The 21275-nt window shown below is 66.1% G+C and carries 11 protein-coding genes; 3 read left to right on the plus strand and 8 right to left on the minus strand.

What is annotated here, in order from left to right:
* Positions 1-393: 393 nt before the first annotated feature.
* From E0H73_RS42770 to E0H73_RS42795, 6 genes are all read right to left on the minus strand, one after another.
* A complete protein-coding gene (locus tag E0H73_RS42770) occupies positions 394-4380 on the minus strand; it encodes an RICIN domain-containing protein (protein ID WP_131366569.1) in 3987 nt (1328 codons plus the stop codon).
* Positions 4377-10604 carry an RHS repeat domain-containing protein gene (locus tag E0H73_RS42775; protein WP_131366571.1) on the minus strand — a complete coding sequence of 2076 codons (6228 nt, stop codon included), beginning with the start codon at positions 10602-10604 and terminating at the stop codon, positions 4377-4379. Before E0H73_RS42775 ends, E0H73_RS42770 begins: the two co-directional genes overlap by 4 nt.
* Positions 10605-11103: 499 nt before the next feature.
* On the minus strand, positions 11104-12540 hold the full coding sequence (locus E0H73_RS42780) for a glycoside hydrolase family 43 protein (protein WP_131366573.1): 1437 nt from the start codon (positions 12538-12540) through the stop codon (positions 11104-11106).
* A 661-nt stretch (positions 12541-13201) separates the two neighbouring features.
* Positions 13202-13555 carry a hypothetical protein gene (locus tag E0H73_RS42785; RefSeq protein WP_131366575.1) on the minus strand — a complete coding sequence of 118 codons (354 nt, stop codon included), beginning with the start codon at positions 13553-13555 and terminating at the stop codon, positions 13202-13204.
* A gap of 9 nt (positions 13556-13564) precedes the next feature.
* Entirely contained in the window at positions 13565-14113 is a 549-nt protein-coding gene (locus tag E0H73_RS48575) for a GntR family transcriptional regulator (protein WP_131366603.1), read from the minus strand.
* A gap of 355 nt (positions 14114-14468) precedes the next feature.
* On the minus strand, positions 14469-17030 hold the full coding sequence (locus E0H73_RS42795) for a glycoside hydrolase family 20 zincin-like fold domain-containing protein (protein WP_131366577.1): 2562 nt from the start codon (positions 17028-17030) through the stop codon (positions 14469-14471).
* A gap of 491 nt (positions 17031-17521) precedes the next feature.
* Between E0H73_RS42795 and E0H73_RS42800 the strand changes: the two genes are divergently transcribed.
* Entirely contained in the window at positions 17522-17947 is a 426-nt protein-coding gene (locus E0H73_RS42800; RefSeq protein WP_131366579.1) for a LacI family DNA-binding transcriptional regulator, read from the plus strand.
* A gap of 304 nt (positions 17948-18251) precedes the next feature.
* Here E0H73_RS42800 and E0H73_RS42805 read toward each other — a convergent pair whose 3' ends face one another.
* Positions 18252-18452: a hypothetical protein gene (locus E0H73_RS42805; RefSeq protein ID WP_131366581.1), complete on the minus strand. Its 201-nt coding sequence runs from the start codon at positions 18450-18452 to the stop codon at positions 18252-18254.
* 684 nt (positions 18453-19136) lie between these two features.
* Here E0H73_RS42805 and E0H73_RS46850 point away from each other — a divergent pair.
* Complete coding sequence (locus E0H73_RS46850; RefSeq protein ID WP_202867876.1) at positions 19137-19358, plus strand: hypothetical protein; 222 nt, start codon at positions 19137-19139, stop codon at positions 19356-19358.
* Between the two features lie 321 nt (positions 19359-19679).
* Entirely contained in the window at positions 19680-20132 is a 453-nt protein-coding gene (locus E0H73_RS48580; RefSeq protein ID WP_202867880.1) for a nucleotidyl transferase AbiEii/AbiGii toxin family protein, read from the plus strand.
* Between the two features lie 267 nt (positions 20133-20399).
* Here the strand turns inward: E0H73_RS48580 and E0H73_RS42815 are convergent, their stop codons facing one another.
* Positions 20400-20948, minus strand: a complete 549-nt coding sequence (locus tag E0H73_RS42815; RefSeq protein ID WP_131366583.1) for an HAD family hydrolase — start codon at positions 20946-20948, stop codon at positions 20400-20402.
* Positions 20949-21275: the final 327 nt, after the last annotated feature.

Genomic DNA, 21275 nt, shown 5'->3' on the forward strand with positions numbered 1-21275 from the left:
ATGCCAAGCCTTTCGACGACCATGCAGCCGTGTCGATTCCGGCTCGGGGCCTGCCGTATTGATCAAAAGGACGGAGGCCGAGGCCGACGTTCCCGCCGTCCCCGGTGCCGATGTCCGGCGGTCGAGGAAGGACGCCGCACTCAACGACCCCAGGTTTGCCTCACGCTTGTCTCGCGGTACCTGGCCACAGGTGCGGAAGGTGGTCGAACCGTACCAACCCACGGCGGGTATCCTGCTCGTCGAGTTGCGCCAGATCCCGCGCCGCGGCCTCGCGCGCCTGCGCCTGCAACTCTCCCGCCGCATATCCGCTGTGGACGTCGTGCACCCTGGCTCCGCGGGCGCCTCACCCGGACCAGTTGAGCAGTCAGAATGAGGCGCCCACAGCGGCGCTGTTCAATTGGCCGCAGTCAGGTTCCAACGTTGGCAACTGCCGTTCCAGTAGGGCCAGGTGATGACATCGGATCCCATGACGGCACTGCAGCCGGCGACGTCCATCGATCGTCCCGACGAGTTCTGCAGGATGCTCCAGGAGCCGCCGGCGGCGGGTTCTATTCGCCAGGACTGGCAGTCGGCGGCGTCGTTCGGGGTGATTGGCAGGATCGGTGACCCGTTGCTGCCTGGGCAGCCTTCGACGTCGATGTTCTTCTGCGAGTTCGGGTCGTGGATCTGGTAGATGTCGTCGCCCTTCGGGACGATCTGCCAGCGTTGGCAGGGGCTGCCGGCGACCCAGGTCCACATGCGGATGTCTGTGCTGGCCGGATTGGTGCCGCAGTCTTTGATGTCGAGCACGTGGCCGCTCTTGACCGAGGCCATCTTGTAGCGACCGCTGAGGGTCTGCCCGGTGAAGGCCGGTCGCAGGATCCACTGCTGACTAGCGTCGGCTGAACAGGTCTGCTGCACCACCGGTACCGCATCGCCGAGCGATCCGCCGCGGACCGCGGCACACTTCCCGCTGTGGGCGAAGCGAAGCCGGACTACGGTGTCGTAGCTGCTGCCTTCGAGGTATTCGACTGTCATCTGCTGGTTGCCGGTGCCCACGCAGGGCCATTGCAGCAGGGGTACGTCGTCACCGAGCAGGTTGTCGTCGACGTGGACGCAGCGGGCTTTGCCGTCGTTCTGGACTCCGCTGCCGTGCACAGTGTGGACCTCGAACTGTTCAGTGCCGGCGATCTGGGTCAGCCGGAACCGCTGCTGGATGTTGCCGTTACAGGAGTACTGGTGGATCGGCGCGGCGTCGGTCTGACTCGCCGCCGGCACATCGAGGCACTTGCTGGAGTGCCGCGCGACCAGCTCGTAGGCACGGTTGTCGATATCGAACCTCGGCCCGGTCGTCGCCGCCACCGCCTCCTCCCGCCACCCCGACACCGGCGCCGCGAACGACGTCCCGCTCGAAACCAGGGTAGAGACGTCGCGCCCCCCTCCGTCGAGCGCGGAGACGAGCGCGACGTCGTCCGTGCCGTCGCCGGTGTAGTCGCCCGCACCGAGCGCGTTCCTCGCCGGGTCGAGCGTGCCGCGATACCACTGCGATTCGGTCATCGCGGTACCGCTCGAGACGAAGACGCGCAAGGCGAGATCGGTCTGCCCGTGTTCGTACATGGCGACGATGTCGTCCTTGCGGTCACCGTTGACGTCGGCCACGACCGGCTTGCTCTTCTCCCAGCAATACGCGCCCTCGTACAGCGGCACCGGTGTGGGCGCGAACGAGGTCCCAGTGGACTTGCGGACAGTGACACGTGTCTGACAGTTGCCCAGGTTGGACATATCGACCAGATCGTCACGTCCATCACCGTCGACGTCTGCGAGCAGGGGCGCACTCCGGGCCCATTCACCGGACCCGGCTGAGGTGCTGACCCATTGCACCGGGGTGCCGAGGTTTCCGCCGCGGAAGATCAGGACCCGCCAGGTGCCGTTCCCGTCGTTCAGTTGTACGGCGATGTCGTCCTTGCCGTCGCCGTCCGCATCACCGGCGAAGATCCGCGCACCACTCAGCGGCCAGCCCGCCGAGCCGCTGTGCCACACCGGCAGCGAGGGCGAGTCGTACCGATTGCCGTCGGACTTCAACAGGTACGCGCCGATCCGGCGCCCCGCCTCCTCCCGGAACAATACGATGTCCGCCCGCTGGTCACCGTCGAAATCGCCCTGCACCGGCCGGGACCGATACAGCGCGTATCCACCGTTCTCGCCCGAGTCCCAGGCGAGCGTCCCGGTCTGCAGACCACCGGGTTTGGCCAGCACGTTCCAGACCCCGGTCCGGCCCCACCCATGATCCAGTACGGCGCTGATGTCGGCGCGACCGTCGCCGTTGATGTCACCACGCACCCGGGGAATCGTCTGCGGATTGTCCGACGAGATCACGTCGTAGGCGGGGCCGAGCGTGCTCGTGTTTCCCGCCTTGTCGACCGCGCGGACGAACAGGCGTTGCTGCGGTCCGATCACCGGATCCGGCCACACCGTCACCGGCAACCGGGCCACCCCATCGGGCCCAGCCTTGATCCGCGACAGCACCTTGTCCTGCTGGAAGCCGTACAAGTACTCCGCGACATCGCTGTCCGAGCCGCCCGGACGTAGCGTCACGATACCGGTCGTCCGCGCCGGGATCCCCGGCTCACCCTCAGGCGGGAAATCGACGGACGACACCTGTGGCGTGGCAGGCCGGGTCGCATCGAGGACGAAGTAGCACTTCGTGCTGTCCGGTCCGAACTCGATCCCGTCGTCGGCCACGTTGTCGTTGCTGCTGGCAACGTAATAGTACGGCACCCCGGCGGCCAGTGCGGTCTCCGGCAACTGGGGCCACGCGAAGGCGGCACCGGAGGTTGTCGTGCTGGACACCGCTTGGTACGCGACTGCTCCGGTGTCCACGCGGTGCACTGACAGCCTCGTAGTGATGTTGTCGTTGTCCGGGTCGCTCGCCACCGCGGCGAACGTCGGCGGGACAATGCCACTGACAACTGTCGGTGCGCTCGCGGTGCCGCACGGACGTGGCCGGGAGAAGTTCACCTTGACCGGCTGCCGGGGTGCGTTGTTGTAGCTCACCACCAGCTTCGCTGTGCCCGGGTGGAACTTCTTCCACTGGAACTTGTTACCCTCGTCCGGCGCGCGGAGACCGAACGTCGCCGTGCCCGCACGCGCAGTGGCGACTCCCTGGATCACGGCCTTGACCCTGGCATCGGTGAACCGCATGCCCATGTCCGGCTGACCGCTGCCGGTGTGGGCGTTGCCGCTGGCCCGGGCCAGTTCGCTGAGCCAGTGACCAGGGACGGAGTTGCCCCACTCGAGCTCCTCACTGGGTGTGATCGCCTTGGTGTGCCACAGGGCGGCCGGCGTCGGACTTGTGGTCGGCGAGTGATCGAGGACGATGTCGAACGCCGCGGCCACGATCGTCGCTCCGGCCAGCGGCTCGGTCCGGAACTGGAAGTAGGACCGGTACCGCGCGTCGAGATCCCAGGACAGTCCGACCTTGGCGCCGTCGGCCCGGTCGTAGTTCCAGTACGACTGATTGGGCGCGTACGAGTTGATATGCGACCAATACTGATGCCCGGCCGTCCACGACGGATCGACGTAGACCGGGAATCGGGTCGCCGCCGACGTCAGCATCGCCCGATCCGGTACGACGCTCAGACCCGCAGCGGTCCGGTTGGTGGGGATGGTCGCGTGCCGGGACTGCTGGGTGCCGCTGTGCCGGACGTCCTCCGCCGCCCCGGCGGTGTCCCACATCACCGCGGCGCCGGTCGTGAACACCTTCGCGCCTTTGTCGTCGAGGGCAACTGTAGAGCCGTTCGGTCGCGACTCCACCCGCAGTCCGGTGGTGTCGAGGCCGAAGTCCACTCGATGCAGTTGCTGGGCGGCGGCTCGGGTCTTCACCACCAGCACCTGGGCGAACCCATCGGCTTCTGCGCGGAGTTTGAGGTCGATGCCAGGGAACACCTCGGGATAGGTCGCGGTGTCACCATCCAAGACCGGTTTCGGCAACTTGGTCAACCAGGTCATCCGGAGCTGACGCCGACTTGTGCCGAGGGCAACCAGCGCACGGTCTCCGCCTCCGGACAACACCAACTCGGTCACCGTCGCACCCGGGCGGACGGTGCCGTCCGGGTGCTTGCGCAGCGTGGTGTCGATCGGTACCCAGCCGGTACCGCGCCGGGCGCGCACCGGAGTCGGGTGCGCGACCAGCGTGTGCAGACCGGAAGGCTCGACGTACACGTCACTGCTCTCCGTCCGCAGCTCGGTCAACTCGACTGGCCCGGCAGGCGCGGCGGAGGCGGTGTCCGCGGTCGTCGCGTCGTCGGCGCGGGCGACGCCGACGGCGGGAAAGGCGAGCAGGGCCGCGAGCGAGGCCGCGATGATCCGACGCCGGGTGCCAACCGGCTGTCGCCTCGTCACAATCCCCACCCCTCGAAGATGTCCAGGATCCTCGCAATCAGCTGGCCACCCGGAAGGCGGGCCTTACCAGGCGACTGTGAGCCGAAGTCCTTGCTGTCGTACGGCCCTCTCCACTTCGGGCTTCCGTCGGGGTACTGGGTCGGGTGCGGATCGACCTCCTTGGCGGTTTCATAGATCCAGTCCTCCCGGTGGATCGGTTTCTCCCCGCGCCCCCGGGCGATCCCGTCCTGGAGCTGCTGGGTGATCTCCTGGTCCCGGCGCCTCTCTTCGGGAGTCAGCTCCCGTTTCTTCGCCCGGTCCGGGCCGTTGCCACGGGACGCCGGTTTGTCGCTCTTGCTCTTCGTCGCCTTCTTGGGTGCCTTGGGTCTCGCCGGCTTCGGTGCCGGCTTCGGTTTCGACGGCTTGGGTTTCGCCGTGGCCGGTTTGCGGACCGGCTTGTGGACCTTGTCGGCGACCTTCTTGTAGATCCACTTGATCCGGTTGACGATCTTGACCTCGAACCGGGTCTCGCGTTTCGCGACGACCTTGATCACGGTCTTGGTTTGCTCGACCCAGTGGGTGACCTGGTGGGTGACCTTCTCCCACAGCCAGAGCAGGAAGTTCCAGACCGTCTCGACGATCGTCTCGATCACCTTGACCAGGAACTTGACGATCTCGACCAGCAGCATCAGCACGAGCACCGCGATGACGGCGACGATGACCACCGGGATCACGATCGGGATCGCGATCACCGCGACCCGGCCGTCGGCGTCCTGGAACGTGACCGGGTTGTTGTTCGCATAGGCGTACCCGTTCAGCTGCTGCGGATCCTCCGGATCGATCTCCGGATCGACCGAGATGAACCGCCCCAGCGTCGGGTCGTACTCACGGGCTCCGAGATGGACCAGGTTCGTGGCCGGATCCGCACTACCGCCGTGGAATCCGCGCTGCCCGGGCCACTCGGTCGGGGCACTCCCCCGGACTTCACCGTACGGCGTGGTCCGGCGCCGCTGGAACGACTGGTTCGATGCGTCCACGGCGATCGTGGGCGAGCCGTGCAGGTCGGTCAGCAGCCAGGTCAGCTTCCCGTTCGTGCGGATCGCGACCACGTCTTCGCCGAACGTGTAGTACCGAGTGCCGCGCAGTTGGCCATCGGTGCCGAGCAGGACCTCGGTCTCACCGAGGTAGAGTGTCGTACCGCTGCTGTCGCGTCGAAGCAGCCGGTTTCCCTCGCCGTCGTACACGAACCCGCTGCCCTTGCTGGTGCTCTCGAGCTTGCCCTCGTTGTTCCAGTTCAGGGTCTCGGTGTTGCCGCCTTCGGTCCGGGTCGTGAGGTTGCCGGTCGCGTCGTACCCGAAGCTCTTCGTCGAGCTTCCGGCCGGACCGGTTGTGGTGACGCTCTTCAACGTGTTCGGGTGCGCTGGGCCGCCGTACGTGTAGGTGCTGTTGGTGGTCGCACCGGTCGGGGCCACCTTCTTCTCGGTCAACCGGTTGCCGACCTCGTCGAACGTCCAGCTGTGCCAGTACGGCGCCGGACCGCCCAGCCCCGCGGCCGTTGGAGCAGCCGCACAGTCGCCGGATCCAGGTGTCCAGGCCTGGGTCAGCCGACGCTGGTAGTCGTAGCCGAAGCACTGCGTGTCCGTCGGCTCGCCAGTGGTCGACGACGGTGTATCGGTGATCTTCTCGACGTTGCCGGCCGGATCGTACGCGTACTGCGTGTCCGAGATCCGCCGCGGCGAGGTCTCACGATCGGTGACCACCCGCGACAACCGGCGCGTGCCGTACTCGTACTCGAACCGCTGTTGCACCCAGCGGCCGCTGCTCTGCCCGAGCGTCAACACCTCCGTCTCCTCGAGTGGCGTGTGCGTAGCGCTCCGGACGTACGAACCCAGCTCGCTGCTCAGCGTCGTGGGCAAGCTCTGGTCGTTGTAGCCGATCGACAACGTCTCTGCGGGCAGGTCCCCGACCCCGGGCAGGGTCCGCGTCGCTACCTTGCCGTCATCGGTGTAGGTCTGCGCCACGGCGTACGTGCCTTGCAGTGCTCCCTCACTGGCCGGCAGCGTAACGGACTGACCCTTGGGACGCCCTGCCTCGTCGTAGCCCGTCACCGCGGTGGTGTAGGCCTTGCCGTCCAGCCACCGGGTGGTCGACGTTGGTTTGCCCGCGGCAAGGGTGTCGTAGGTCCACTCGATCTGGACCGGCCCGGTGACCGAGCCACCGCGCTGGGTCTTCAGCCGCCCGAGATCGTCGTAGGTGTAGGCGGTCGTCACGCCCTTTGCGTCGGTACTCGACTCGATCTGGTCCACCTTGTTGTAGGTGTACGTCGTCGTGCCGCGGTCAGGGTCGGTCTCGGTGGTCCGGCGACCCTGGATGTCGTACTGGTAGCTCCAGACGTTGCCGGCGGCATCGGTGAGCATCTTCAGCTGGCCGAGCGGTGTATAGGAGTATTTGGTGCTGTCGTAGCTACCGGTCCAGGTCTCGCCGCGGTACTGGCGCAGTTCGGTCAGGTTTCCACGGGCATCGGTGATGCGGCTCGTGGGCGCTTGGCCCTGAGGCGGATCGATGCTCTGCATGGTCGCGGTGATCTGGTGATCGGTGCGGTAGAGGTCCTGGCCGTTGGACCGGTAGATCTGCGCCGACGGACGGTCGGCACCGTCCCACACCGACACTTCCTGCTTCGGTACGACGGTGTCGTCGACATACAGGATCTCCTGGCTCGGCGCGCCCTCGGCGTAGTACGGCCCCGAGGTGATGGACTGCTTGCCGCGACTGTCGTAGCGGTAGTCGGTAACGAGTCGTCCACCTGCCGGTGTGCCCTCTTGTGTCTGGCGGAGCCGCTGCAGGCCGTCGTACAGCTCATAGGTGACGTCATAGCGGTCGTTGCCGAGCCGGGCACGAGTGATGACGGCCGACGAGGCGTCACCGCGCAGCAGGTACTCGTGCTCGACGTCCGCCGGGCTGGTGGCCTTCGGGTGACCCGGGTTCCAAACCTTCACGGTCCGGCCGAGTGGATCGAGGGCAGCCTCGGTCCGCTTGCCGTCCGGTCCGGTCGAAGCGATCTGCTCACCCCACGCCGGCTCGTACTCCTCGCTCGCCACCAGCCCGTTCGGTGCCGTCTCCGTCGCCTTCGTGACCGGGCCGTAGGACGGTGTGAACGTCGTTCGGGTGGTCTGGTTCAGCGCGTTGCTGACACTGGTGCGGCGGCCATACTCGTCGTACGTCGCGGTGAAGACGGTCTCGTACGTCGGGTTGCCGCTGCTGTCGAAGCCGGAGAGCCGCTCGCCCTTCGTCGGCACGCCGCGCGTCGGGACGGCCGCGTGTGACGTGGCGCCGTCGTAGAACATCCGCTCGTCGCTCAGGACTTGCGCTGTCGTCCACGGCTTGTCGCAGCCGACGGAGACGACTTGCTCACGGGTCTGGAGCTCCTGCAGGCCGGTAGCAGCGTTCTCCTGGTACTCGTAGCGCGTGCAGGTGTCGTCGGTGGTCGTCGTCGTGTCGTTGGCCAGATGCTTCCACAGCAGCCGGCCCTTGGCGTCGTACTCGTGCTGGTTGGCGACGTTGAGCGTGCCGCCGTCGACGGCCTGGTACTGCGTGACGCCCTTCTGAGCGGTCATGTACGCGTACCGCGTTCCCCACGGGCGGGTCTCGACGGCAGTGGGCTGGGGCGAGCGCCAGTAGTCGTTGATGGTCTTGTTCACCACGGCCGATCCGGCGAACGTGATCTGCTCACGGACCTGGCCGGAGAACTCCTCGATGTCGTCGACCGCCGTACCGGTCGAGTCTGTGATCTTGACGGGCCGCGGCGTCCCGTCGGCCTTCCGGTCACCGTGCATGCCCCGGTAGTACAGCGTCTCGGTCACCGATTGGGTCTCGTTGGCAGACCCCTTCAGCACGCGGACCTTCTCATACCCGCGCCACTGGTTCCAGGTGTGCGTGGTGGTGTCCGACAGGCCGTCCTGCTCGTCGTAGTGCCACGCCGGCGTACCGATGTATTCGACCTTGCTCGTCACCGGCACCGGCGCCGCGGGGACACTCGTCGTCGCGCTGCGATCGGTCTCGGTCGCCTCGGTGACGACGTACTTGTGGAACCAGTCCTGCCGCTCGGCCTGGTCGGGTGGAGTCCATCGTTGCGGGTGGCAACGACGGGCGTTCTCGGCCGGATTCGGCAAGTTGCCGGCCGTGCAGTCCTTGGGGGAGTAGCTGACGGCCAGGTCGCCGCCGGTGCCGTACTTGACCGCACTGATGCGATACCACACCATGCTCGGCAGATTCGGGTTGGCCGGATCGACACGGTTGTCCAGGCCGACACCGTCGAAGTTGGTCTCCGGAGTCTGCAGTTCCCCGCCGACGAGACCGGTCTGGCTGACCGACTCGAGCCACAGCGCCCGGCCGGTGGTGGCACCGTTGGTGTACTCGTGCCGCAGCGACCACGACTGCACGTCGGCCAACGCCGTACCCCGCAGCACCTGGGTCGTGATCTTGCTGAGCCGCTTCTGACTCCAGAAGGTCGGGTTGAAGTGGTTGTTGCAATTCGTCGTACTTGCGCAGTTCAGGTCCCAGGGCGTGTCCGGGTACGACGCCGGCTGCGACGGACCGCATCCGGCGCCCACACACCGCTCGGCGGTCGTGAACAGCACCTTGCCGACCGGGCTCTGGGTGTAGGCCTGACCGTCGCGCTGGCCGTACTCGATCCGGTTCAGCGTGCTGTTACGTACGTAGTTGCTGACCGTCGTCGCAGTCAGGTTCCGCGCGTAGCGGTTGGTCTCGCGGTCGTAGTACAGGCTCATCGTGTTGCCGTGCCGGTCGACGACGTAGTCCAGGTTCCAGCGATACGCCTGCTGGCACCACGAGTCCGCGAACGCCGACTTGCTGCATTGCTCGCCGGTGTTGTTGCCGTAGACTGGCATCGTCATCGTCGATCCCGTCTCCGGCCTGCCAGAACTCCAACCAGGCAAGCGATTCCGGCCGAAATAGTACTTCGTCCCGTCCTTGGTCGTGACCCGCCAGTACTCGCCCTTCTCCGCCGCCAGAACGCCCTCGTCGCCGTTGACCATGCCCCACAACTTCTCGACCACGGTGCCGTCGTCGCCGCGCAGCCGCCAGGTCTCCGACGTGCTGGTCTTCGACACCAGGAACAGGTCGCCCGACTTACCGCTCATCGACAGGCTCGCGTTCTCGGACGCGAAACAGAAGTCACCGGTCTTGCGAGTCCCGTTGTTGCCGGCATCCTTCGAACAGCTCTTGTACCGACGCTCGATCGATCCGGCACCGGCGATATCGAAGCCCTGCCCCACGACGGAAACCTGGTTGTTCGTCGCCGCCGTCAAACCGTCCAACGAAGACGACGAGTACTGCAACGCCACCGCCGGCTGCGGCCCACCCATACCTGGTGGTGCATCCATCGGCATCGACCACTCGAACCCACCGGATTGCCCGCCGATGCTCCACGTCGCCGCGCCGCCCGATTGGTCACCTTTGCCGAAGTCCCCGGCACCTCCGGACGCGGCGGCTGCCATCCTCAACCTACTCGGTTGCGCGCCGACCGTCACGTCAGCCTGCAGGGTGCCGTCGCCCTTGTTGCTCGCGGCAATTGATTTGCCCGTGCTCGCGTCGTACAACCGCAGCCGGCTGGCCCAGCCACCGCCGTATGTGTCGCGGAAGGCCGAGTAGTCCACCGTCAGCTTGACCTGGCCGTTGGTCTTCACGCCGTCGGTTCGCTGGACGTCGAGCGTCAATACGTCACCTTGGCGTCCATTGACCGATACCTTGACATTCGACGGCCCGGTCGACGTCCCGGTCTTGATCCAGCGTTGGGTCGCGTCGGCGCTCGGCCCGACCCACACCGGGAGGTCACCTACCCGTTGCTTGGCCTCTGCGGGCTTGCTGCCCATCACGGCGTTCCAGCGGCTGACCGACGAACCGTTGCCGGGCGTCGGGACGGACACCTCGGCCTGGCCCGGCGATGGCCAGTCGAGCCGTGGCGCCCATGGTTTGGTCGCATCGACCATCGCCGGATCTGTCGGCTGCGACGCCGGCTCGGCCTCGACGCCGCGCACCGGCTTGTCGCGACGCAGCTCGATCTCCTTGTCCGGCTTCGGCGACGCGGCGACCGCGGTGAAGCCGTTCTGCTGATTCCCCGCCACCAAGGCAAGACCAACGAGAACGGAGACGCCAACACGTGCGCTTCGTCGTACGACGCGACGTCGCAGGGGCAACTGGGACAGACCCGGAATGATCGTCGTCATCGCGATCTCCTTGTTCAGGCGGGGGGATGAGGCAGTAGAGCCGACCGGAGCCGGGCAGGATCATTGAGCTGACGGAGCTCGCCGCAGAAAGAGTCACGGGCGTGTGTTCGCGTCTTGCAGCCGCTGACGGGCGGTGAACTCCTCGACGAGACCGATCCTGGGCCGACTCGTCAGCGTCGTCGTGGCCGGTCGGAACGGCCCGGATCGTAGCCGGGTGGAGGGGGTGATCCGGGCCGTTCCGACCAGCAACGGCGACTCGTCCAGCTACTCCAGACCCCGGGCCGGAGAGGTGGCGCGCCCAGAAGCGGTCGCCCGCGCCGAGCGCGAAGATCGCCAAGTGGTTCGCACTGTCCGGCGAACCAACAGCAGCCAGTGTGGCCGTCAGCAGAATGCACCTCATGAGACCCTCTCGATCCAGTCACGACCGCAGCCGTGACGACACGAAATGTCGCTGTCAGAACGCTGATAGCGCGAGGAGTTCCCGAGCTCGCGAAGCCGATCAGTAGACTTCTATGCGGTCGAGGCTGATGACGGTGTTGGTGGAGGCGGGGTTCTTGTCGCCGGTGACGCGAATCTTGAGCGTGTGTGGTCCATTCGCGAGGGTGGGGCTGACGTAGCTACGTTGTTCGCCGACGCGGATGGAGCTGTAGTAGTCGATGCGTTGTTCGAGGCCGCCGTCGATGGAGATGGCGGCGATGCCGTTGCCGGTGTCGAGCACGCTGAGAAGGGCGACCTTGATGCCCGTGAAGCGGATGGTGGCCGACGCGTTCGTCTCGCCGCTCCAGTGGTCGTTTCCCCAGAAGCACTGGTTGCCGCAGGCGGAGCCGGAGTTCCAACGGCCGGCGTACTCAATCTGGTTGAGGCCCGTGCCGATGTCGAAGTCGTTGATCCAGTAGTTCGCGGATCCGGCATCACCGGACGGCAGTGTCTGGGTGGCGCCAGCGGCGCGCGGCCTGCCCAGATTCGGTGTGCCGTCAGGGTTCCACCTGATCTTCTGCACCCGGCTGGTTCGAAACGAGTAGGTGTAGGTGCTGGTGTTCTTGCCGTGGTACGCGATCCAGTCCTCGGTGCCGTCGGGGGACTTGAAGAACGAGTGGTGGCCCGGTCCCCAGACGCCGGTCTCGTCGTTGCGGGAGAAGATCGGGCCGGGGTGCTGCACCCAGTTCGAAGCGACCATCGGGTCGGCACCGTTCGCGATGCTCTTCATCCACAACTGGTAGTCCGGTTTCCCGGTGTCGCAGCTGGAGTAGGTGAGGAACACGCGTCCGTTGCGGTAGAGCGGCGTCGGCCCTTCCCGGACCTCGTTGCAACCGCCACTGGCCGGGATCGCGACCCGGCCGCCGGTCACCGTCCACGGGTTGCTCATCCGAGCGATGTACAGCTGCGCCGGACCGCCCTGACCACGGCCGGGTCCGCTCCAGACGAAGTACTGCTGGCCGTTCACCGTGATCGGCTCGCCGTCGATCGCGTACTGCCCGAAGTCCGCGATCTTGGTCTTGAAGTGGTACGGCCCGAGTGGGTCGGAGCCCTCGGACTCGATCACATACATCCGGTGGTTCGCGTCGGCACCGTCGGAGGCGGTGTAGTAGATGTACCAGCGGCCGTCAACCTTGCGAAACGCCGGCGCCCAGACCTGCTTGTTGCGGCTCGGGTCTGCGTCCCGCCACACCACCTGCTCCGGCTGCACCAACAACGTCGCCAGACTCGCCGACGACCACATCCCGATCCGATTCCCGCGCGTCGTGGCGACGTAGTACCGGCCGTTGTCGAACATCAGCGATGGATCGGCCGACGCGTTCACCGGATTCCGGAAGGTCTGCGACAACGCCGCCACTTCCAGCTCCGGTGCTGCCGAAGCGGCCGGCAGACCGCTCAGCAGCAGTACGACGCCACCCACAGCAGCTGCGGTGCGGCGGACGGAAGAGTCGAGCCTCATGGAACCTCCTTCACGATGGAACCGTGGCGACCTTCGCGGCTACAACAGTTCTAGTGAACTCTCCCAGCGCTGTAAACCGTTTACATGTGGATCAAATAGCGCCCCGCAACACCGTCCTGGACCCGCCAAATATAGTTGGTATAGGCAACGACCGCTCCCGCGTTGCAGGTCGCGGACGGCAACTACGCCTTCAGCGTCAGCAGGAAGGCTGGTCGTGTCACTGAGCCGTCGCGACTGCAGGATGTGGAAGCGTTGCTCTTAGCAACATCGTCGCGCGCCACTCACCTGCCGCCAGAGCGCTCCGAACCGCCGACGCGTCAGGAAGAGTCCGCAAACGCCAGCGGCAGAATTTGAGGGTGACGGCATCAATGTAGCCGGGGAGGCGGGGCGCATTTCCCTGCGCTGTTCGAGGCAGATCTCGAGCCGACGACGGCAAGGGGCGATCGGCAGGTTACCCGCGGCTCAGCTCTTCGCCCGACAGACTTCACCCTCGATCCGGGTGACCAAGTGATCTGTATCCTAGCGCTGATTGAGATATCTGTCGCCGGTAGCACCCGCGTAGTTCATTGGCCCTCCAGCCGTTAGTGTCTGGGCAGCTTAGAAGCGAAGCCGACCCGATGGAGATGCCGATTTGCCGGTTTGTGGGCCAGTCCAATCTCGATCAGATAACGCGGCGCAGTCCGGCTGGGATCCGGTCGGCCGAGATTAGCGCCGTACCCAAACACGAAACCGTCCGGGCCGGGACGGTCGATTCCCCAGCATGAGATCGTTCCCAGGTTCCCCCCTCCGCGAGCGCACGCGCGACGAGCAGCGTGCCGCTCGGTTGACCGGGCGGGAGCAGCGCGGCCATGTGCGTACCTCCGCTGGACTCGATCGGCTCGAGGACATCGGCGAAGTCCGCACGCAGAGTGCTGGTCAGCAGGTAGTGCAGACGTTCGTACGAGCGCCGCGTCCGCCGGATATAGCAGGCCAGGTCGCAGGACGCGCGCGGCGACGTCGCACGCCTGCTGCGCACCCGTGGTGATCACCAGTTGCTCGGGGACAACCCGGACACCGCGACTGATGGCCAGGTGCCGCGCGAGCGCATCACGCAATCGAGCCCAGCCCGCTGGATCGGCGTAGCTGACCTCGGTGCGGGGGCGAAACTGATCGTTGAGCGCCCGCCATCGTGCGAACGGGAACTGCGTGCGCGCCGGTACGCCGGGCGCGAAACTGAACTCGGCGACGGCACGGTGAGATCAGGAACTGCGAGCTGTTCAGTGTGCCAGATCGCCAGCGGCCGCAACGGAGACGCGACCGGCATGACCGCGGCAAACGCCGGTCGGCCAGTGACGAACGTGGCGGCTCCGGCACGTGAGCGGATCATCCCGTGCACAGCGAGCCGCTCATACGCCGCGACTACGGTTGTGCGTGACACCGCCAGCCGCGCGGCAAGCTCGCGACATGACGGCAGCATCGTCCCAGCAGGCAGGACACCGGAACTGATGCGGTCAGGCAACTGTGCCTGGATCTGCTCAGCAAGCTCGCCTCCGCCACCCGATCCAGATGCAGATCCATGCCGGCATTCTCGCAGGTCTACATCACAGCGGCGCTCAGACGCACGCTAGGTCTCGGCGAACGCCAGTGCCGCAGGGCTGCCCCACCGATGTCAGGGCCGCTTCGGCGCGCCGGCCGCCGCTCTGGCTGCCAGGCGACTCTGCTTGACGAGTTGCCGCGCTGGCCAGCGCTTTTCGCGGTCCTCGACAGATGGTCGAGGAGGGAGGAGTTCGGCGTGCCGAGCGGCTCACGGAAACCGGTGTCATCTGCACTCGGGATGTTGAGACAAACGAGAAATTTCGTTGCCCTGTGCAATGATGACCTGCTGCAACTATTCCGCGCGGCTTATCGCACCCGTCCTGCTGAGCGATCCGCAAGCTAATGGGCAGATCCTATCTCCAGCTGTCCTGACGTGGCTGGTCAGCAGGCGTGGCCCACCAGTGGTGTCGTGGATCGTTGGCCGCCGGGGCGAATACATGCTGCTCGGCGTCGAACCGCATCCCCTCGGGGTCTCCTGTCGGTGCGACCTGGGTGCCCGGTGTGACGGCGGTGAGATCGACTACCACGGGCGGGCCGGTCTGCGGAACGCGGATCCGGATAAGGTGCTGGTCGGCCACCCGGCGTACGAAGACCGCCGCGTTGCCGTTGGTGTCCGCGTAGCCAGCCGGACTGCCTGTTGCCACCACTCCGGTGGCCGTTGTCAGGTCGATGCTGGTGGGTCGGTCGCCGTCCATGTCGAACGACCATTGGAGGATGTGGCCGTCTGGGCCGACTAGGACGACGTACTGCCGTGCGGTGAGGATGTTGCGCCCGCTGCTGTCCTTGCGGGTACCCGAAGTCGTCCAGCCTGCGAGCTTGGTGCCCGCCGCGACGGGGATGCCGAGATCCTCCTGCTGTACGACGGCTGAGTCGCTCGACTGCCACCACCATCGATGCAGTGTCCCGTTGGCTCCCCGCGCATAGACCATCTGCACGCGACCCCAGACAAAGGCTGCCGGCGTCCCCGTGATCGTCCCGCCCCAACTGTCACCGTGCACCTTGGCGTCTCCTGGGGACCACCACAGATGGCTCAGCTTGCCGTTGGCATCGGCGCCGAAGACGTGGCGTGCGGAACCGGAGCTGAATCCGGCCGGATCGCCCGCGAATCGGATCGTCCCGAAACCGTTCGCCGCCGCGGCGGCGGTCCAGTCCGTGGTCCGCCAGCCCGTGCCGGGCGTGTACAGGGTCTCGCGGACTGCCCCGTCCGTACCCCGTGTGAACACACTCAGCTGATCACCGGCGCTGTTGAAAGCTACCGGCCGTCCCGCGACCGTGCTCGCCGGCAGCAGGTCCTCGCCGACCTGGCCACCGGCCGCGGTCCACAGAGAATGGTGCAGTGCGCCTGTGGGCGACGTCGTGTAGAGCTGCTGGGAGTCCAGGTAGCGCATGGCCGGCCCGGTAGGTGTGGCCCCGAGCCCCGGGTCGTTGAACATCGGTGTCTCCACGATGCCGGGCGCCCGTCCGACCGCGGTGATGGTCGGCAACGCAGCGGCGTACGTCGACGAGACCGGCGTCGTGCCCCACGCTTTCTGGGCCACTGGCCGCATCCTGCTGGTGAGGTCGCGCTCCAGCCGGCCCGTGTCGTACACCGCGCCGGAGGTCCAGACGCAGAACTGGATACCGACGAGCGCCGGGTCGGTGGCACCGCCCGGGAGACGCGTCCCACCCTTGAAGGTACCGGGGTCGAAGGAATCCCAGATTCGGTCCGGCGGGTTCTGCGTGGTGCCGAGGTTGAAGTAGACGAAGTCCGCGTTGGAGTTGATCAACGAGTGGCCGGACGCCTTCAGCTGCGCCGGAGTGAGTCCGCTGCTCCACCAATGCATGAGTTCGAGGTTTGTGTCCAGCGGGACCTTGGTGGCGGGCATGATGTCGTCGGACCACATCCGCGCCGTCTTGCCTTGAGCGCGGATCACGGCGTTCGCCTGGTTCATGTAGGCGCGGTACGCGTCCTGGACGGCACCGGTCTCGTTGTACTTCGCCATCGCTTGCTGGTAAAGCTGCGCGAAGTTGGTCGAGTTCACGCCGTTGGTGCGGATGTTGAACCGCGGCCACTCGTCGCCGCCGATGTTGAAGGTGTCGGTGGGAAACCGGCCGGCATGCTCGCCGAGCTTTGTGGTCGCCCACGACACCCCGGCCGCGTTCATCACGTCGAGGGCGATCGGGTCGCGCAGCGTCGACGTCCCGGACTTGTACGTCAGCCGGTATTGCTCGGGGATGTAGCCGGTCTGGAACTTCGGGCTGTTGGACCAGCCGATCAGCTTGACGTGGCGCTGGTTCGCGATCGCCTGCACTGCGGCGATGTCGGCGTCAGTCATGCTGAAGGAGCTCAGCGTCAGCTCGTTCAACTTCAGGTAGCTCATGTCGCGCAGGAGGTTGTCCAACCACGACACAGGATGCCGCCCTATGCTCAGGAGGAAGCCGCGAACCTTGTACTGCGGTGAGTCGTTGACGACTCCGGCCGGCAGCACCCGCTGTCGTTTGATCAGCTGCAGCATGGTTCGGGTGCCCCAGTAGACCCCGACTGCGGTCTTCGCGGAGATCGTGGTGACGCCACCGAGTTCGACCCGGTACGCCTCGTCCCCAGACATCGTCGGATCGAGCCGCAGTACAACGTCTCCGCTCGTGGCCGGCGATCCGACGAGCACTGACGGAGTACTGCCCTCCAGATAGGACAGGTCGTCCGCGAGGGTCTCCGCCTCCATACGCAGTCCCGGCGCACTACCGTCGACGACGAGGCGTGATCCGGGCGACCACGTGAACTCGCCGGACGCCGCCGGTTGCCAGGATCTAACCGCCGGCAGCACCGCCGGCAATGGAGTGGCTGCCTGCGCAACCGTCCCAGGAGCGCCGGCGACAACGGCGGACGCCAGAACGAGCAAGGCAACTGCCAATCGCCGTACCGAAGACCAGGTCATGGCGACTCATAGTGGACACAGAGACCACGACCGTAAACCCTTTCGACCTAGGTCGAACACCGGTTGATCGACACCGGATCAGTTGTGACTCCCTTGTCTGCAAGGTGGGGGACGGGAGCGAGATCGTCGATGTGGTGCGCCGCACCGTCCGGCAAGGCGTACTGAATGAATTGCAGAATGAGGGCTGGCATGGTTGCGGATGTCAACCATTCCGAACGCTCACAGCATAGCGGCGAATTCCAGGTCTGCACCCACGACCGGCGTGGACGGATGAGAGGACTGACACCGCGCCGTATTCGCTCAGGCGTCGGGCCAGGTCAACGAGTATCCGCACGTGTGGCCTGCGACCCGAGCCCGGGTCCAGGAGGCAATCGCGTCGCTCGGTTACCGGCCGAACCTCTCCGCGCGCCAACTCAAATACGGGCGGGGCGGCTTCCTCGCGCTCCGTCGTACCGGAACTCGAGGCGCCGTACTTCGCCGAAGTCGCGGCGTTGTTCATGCAGGTGTGCGTCGAGCGAGGCTACCTCGGCCTGCTGGAGAGCACCGGCGGCACCCGAGAGAGCGAACGACTGGTGCTGCAGGGCGCGCAGACCCACATGATCGACGGCATCGTGCTCTCGCCACTGAGCCTGACCGGTGCGGCGCTGGCGGAGCGGTCGCCCGGCCAGCCGACGGTACTCCTGGGCGAGCGGGAGCCACCGCCCGGTTGGTCGCACGTCGCCCTCGATTCGGTGGCGACCTCGCGCGCGGTGACCGAGCACCTGATCACCACTGGTCGCAGACGCTTCGCGGTCATCGGTCACTCGGAGGACGATCGGACCGTCGGCACCGGCTCGGCCAGGCGCTTGACGGTGTGGGCGAGCATGCCGCGGCGGTGGAGGCGTACTACCGTGCGCTGGACGCCTTCGGCCGAGTAGGCGACACCTGGAGCATCTGCATCGTTCTGAAGCATCTCGGCGTAGCCCAGCAGGCGGCCGGTCAGCAAGAAGCCGCCCGAGCAAGCTGGCGGCGCGCTTTGACGATATACGACGAGATCGGAGCAGTAGGCAGCGATGAGCTCCGACGTTCGGAACTGGTCGCGCTCCTCACCGGCCCATGAGTTCGCCGACTGAAGAACCGCGCCAACGCACCCGACTTGGTCGGGATTCGGGTGCAGATTCAGTGTCCGCACCCGAACCCGCTGGTGTCACTTGCTAGGCGTGACGTCTGCAGGCGACCAGCCTACAGTTCGCGGTCGATCTTCAGCTCGCGGTCGTCCTTCAGCTCTCGATCACTCATAAATGGCCTCCTTGGGGGAAAGGACAGTGCGTCAAGGCTGCCATCCTTGCCTTGCACGGTTCTTTTGCCCTGACATGAAAGCATGCCGAAAGCGCCGCCATCTACAGTTTCGGCACTCATCGGCGTGCTGTCGTCGTACACCATGCTAGCGACTGCGACTTTCGTGCAGTTGGTCCCCGACAGCCGACGCGGGCAGGTGGTCGGGCTTGCGTCCGCCGGACTGCAAGCCGTTCAAGGACTCGGTGTCGCTGCTGCAGAGTTCACTTCACCGGCGGTCGCCGTGGGCATGATGGGCGCGGCGGGCTCGGTACTCGCACTCGTCGCCGGTCGGCTGTGGAGCGCCTCATCGGAGCGTCACGGACGCTCCGGCTCGGACCGACGGAATCCGATGTTGATCTCATCCGCGGAGAGAAAGTGCGATGGAAGACCGCATGAGTAGCCTCGGTCTGCAGAAAAGGTCCGATCAGTTCAGAACGAGAGGAATGCCGAACATGTCCTTCTTGAAAGGTTTGTTGGCCGTCGTGCCGGGTCTGCTCCTGGTCGCCGGTACCGCAGGCGTTGCCGCGGCGGGCGAAGGAATGACACACAACGTCGTCGGCACAGACATACGGACGTGCGGACCGGGAAGAAATACCGCTTCTACCAGTCCGCCGGCTACCTGACCATCCTCAGTGTGATGGCGGCCTGCCGATCTCGTCGAGGCTGACCTTCGGGGAGATCTCGGCGCTGGCGTCGTCGGTGTCGGCGACCAGCCGGGCTTCCAGCCCGACCGCGGCCGCGGTCAGCCCTCGACCTTGAAGTGGCCGCCAGGCCGGCGACGACGTAGTCGTGGCGCATGTGGCGGTGCAGGAGCAGGACTTCGATCAGGTCCCGGGTGCCGGCGGTGTCGCCGTGCGCCGCCCAGCAGCCTGTCACCTGGCCTCATGGACCGGCGTGAACTTGCCGCTCGCGCGGGCCCGCTCGAGCGCGGCCGCGCAGCGCGCCGGGTTTGCGGATCAGCGCCTCCAGGTGGTGGTCGAGCTCGACTCGGGTGCCGCCCTTGGCCAGTAGCCCGTTCGTGCCGGGCGGCCCTGCGCGAACACTTCGTCCTCAAGGGTCGTCTGCTCCTGGCCCAGTTCGGCGCCCGCCGCGCAACGCGCGACATCGACATCCTCGGGCAAGCCTTCACCGACGAGAAACCCGAGATCATCCGCGAGTGACGACGATTGCGGAGACCGAGATCGACCACGGCGTCGCGTTCGACAGCACAAGCCTGAGAACCGCGCCGATTCGAGACGACGGCCGCTACCACGGGCTCCGACTCGTGATGCCTGCCTCGATTGCCCGTGCGCGCAGCTCAAACTTCAACTCGACGTCAGTGTCGGTGATCCCATCACCCCTGAGCCTCAAGTCATCGAGTACCAACAGCTCCTGGAGACCGGGACCTTCACCATCCTCGGCTATCCACTCGCCACCGTCATCGCCGAGAAACTGTCCCCTGCCGTCGAACTCGGCGACCTCAACACCCGCGACCGTGACCACGCAGACCTCTACCGCCTGCTACGTGCCAACATCCTCCGCGCCGACGAGGTATCCACCGCTCTCGAAGCCACCGCAGCGAACCGACGGATCACCTTGCGACCACTCAGTTCCAGCATTACCGATCTCCCGCAGCAGCGACAGCCGTCCGACACCGCATGGTTACGACGTCAAGGACCAGCCGCCAGCGACTACTCAACCAGCTTCGCGGATGCGGTCGCGGTGATCACAGCCTTCGCAGACCCACTGATCAGCGGCGGGGCTCGCGGCAAGCACTGGGATCCACAGAACGCTCGGTGCACCTGAGCAACGGGTCACCCCACGGACCGCCAGGACGCCCTGCTTCGACAGGCCGGCCAACGGGTCGACCAACCGGCGACACACCTCTTTACGCACCTCGATCAGCGCGAGACGATGGTGGCCGATGAGAACTTACGCGCAACGTGCAGCTGTAGAATCCGTTACCTGTAAGGGATCCCGCGCATCATTGAGCAACGCCGATCAACCTCAGCTGGAAATCAGCAGGTTTGGGGTTCGAGTATCTGCCCTCAACTGACCGTGACTGTGCGTCCATCACATCGGCAATCGCATCCGGCCAAGTTGCGCGATGGTGTCGGGAGTCGAGCGGTGGTGGATGGTCAGCCATCCGTGGTGTTCGGCGGCAGCGCAGTTGACGCGGTTGTCGTCGATGAGCAGGGCGTGCTGCCCGGCCGGGGGTGGCAAGAGGTTGTCGGCGTACCGGAAGATCGCGGGGTCCGGTTTGGCGAGCCGGATCTCGTGCGACTTCACCGTCGCGGAGAAGATCTCCTGACCGGCCAGCACGCGGGCGCGATGGGGCTCCCACTCGGCGACGCTGTTGGTGAGGAGACCGACAGGTACGCCGTGATCGGCAATGGCTCGCAGTTGGTCGAGGAGAGCCTCGTTGACCGGCTGGTCGGCGTACCAGTGCTCGCCCCAGTGACGCAGGTCGACGCGCGGTGTCATCGGCAGGCACGCGGTGAGCTGGTCGGCCCATTCGCGCTGGGACAGGATTCCCAGTTCGAACGGGCCCAGTCCGTGCAGACCGAGCCGACCCGCGACGTGCTCGGCGGCCGCGGCCAGCTCGGGCAGCCACGTGAACAAACGAGAAGCACCCTTGCCGCAACGAAAGCGCGGGCTTCGCTCATCGTGAGGCACCGGCGGGATGCGGGGCTGCCGTACCGCCGTCGGTCTGAACCACAACGAGGTGCGCAAGACAGATGGGTTTGTATCCCTAGGGATACAAACCCATCGTCATGTCTGGTGAGTCCGTTCTTGCCCTGGGTGACTGCACCAATCCCGCGAGTGCGCCAGCACTTGTGAACCCGGATGAGCAGCTCCCGGATTCCTGGTCCTTGCACGACGTGGTGACTGGACCCCGCGAGGACGAGGGCACGACGCGGCCGATCGGGTGCTTCGCTCGCTGACTCG

It is taken from the genome of Kribbella pittospori (assembly GCF_004331465.1).
Lineage (GTDB): Bacteria > Actinomycetota > Actinomycetes > Propionibacteriales > Kribbellaceae > Kribbella > Kribbella pittospori.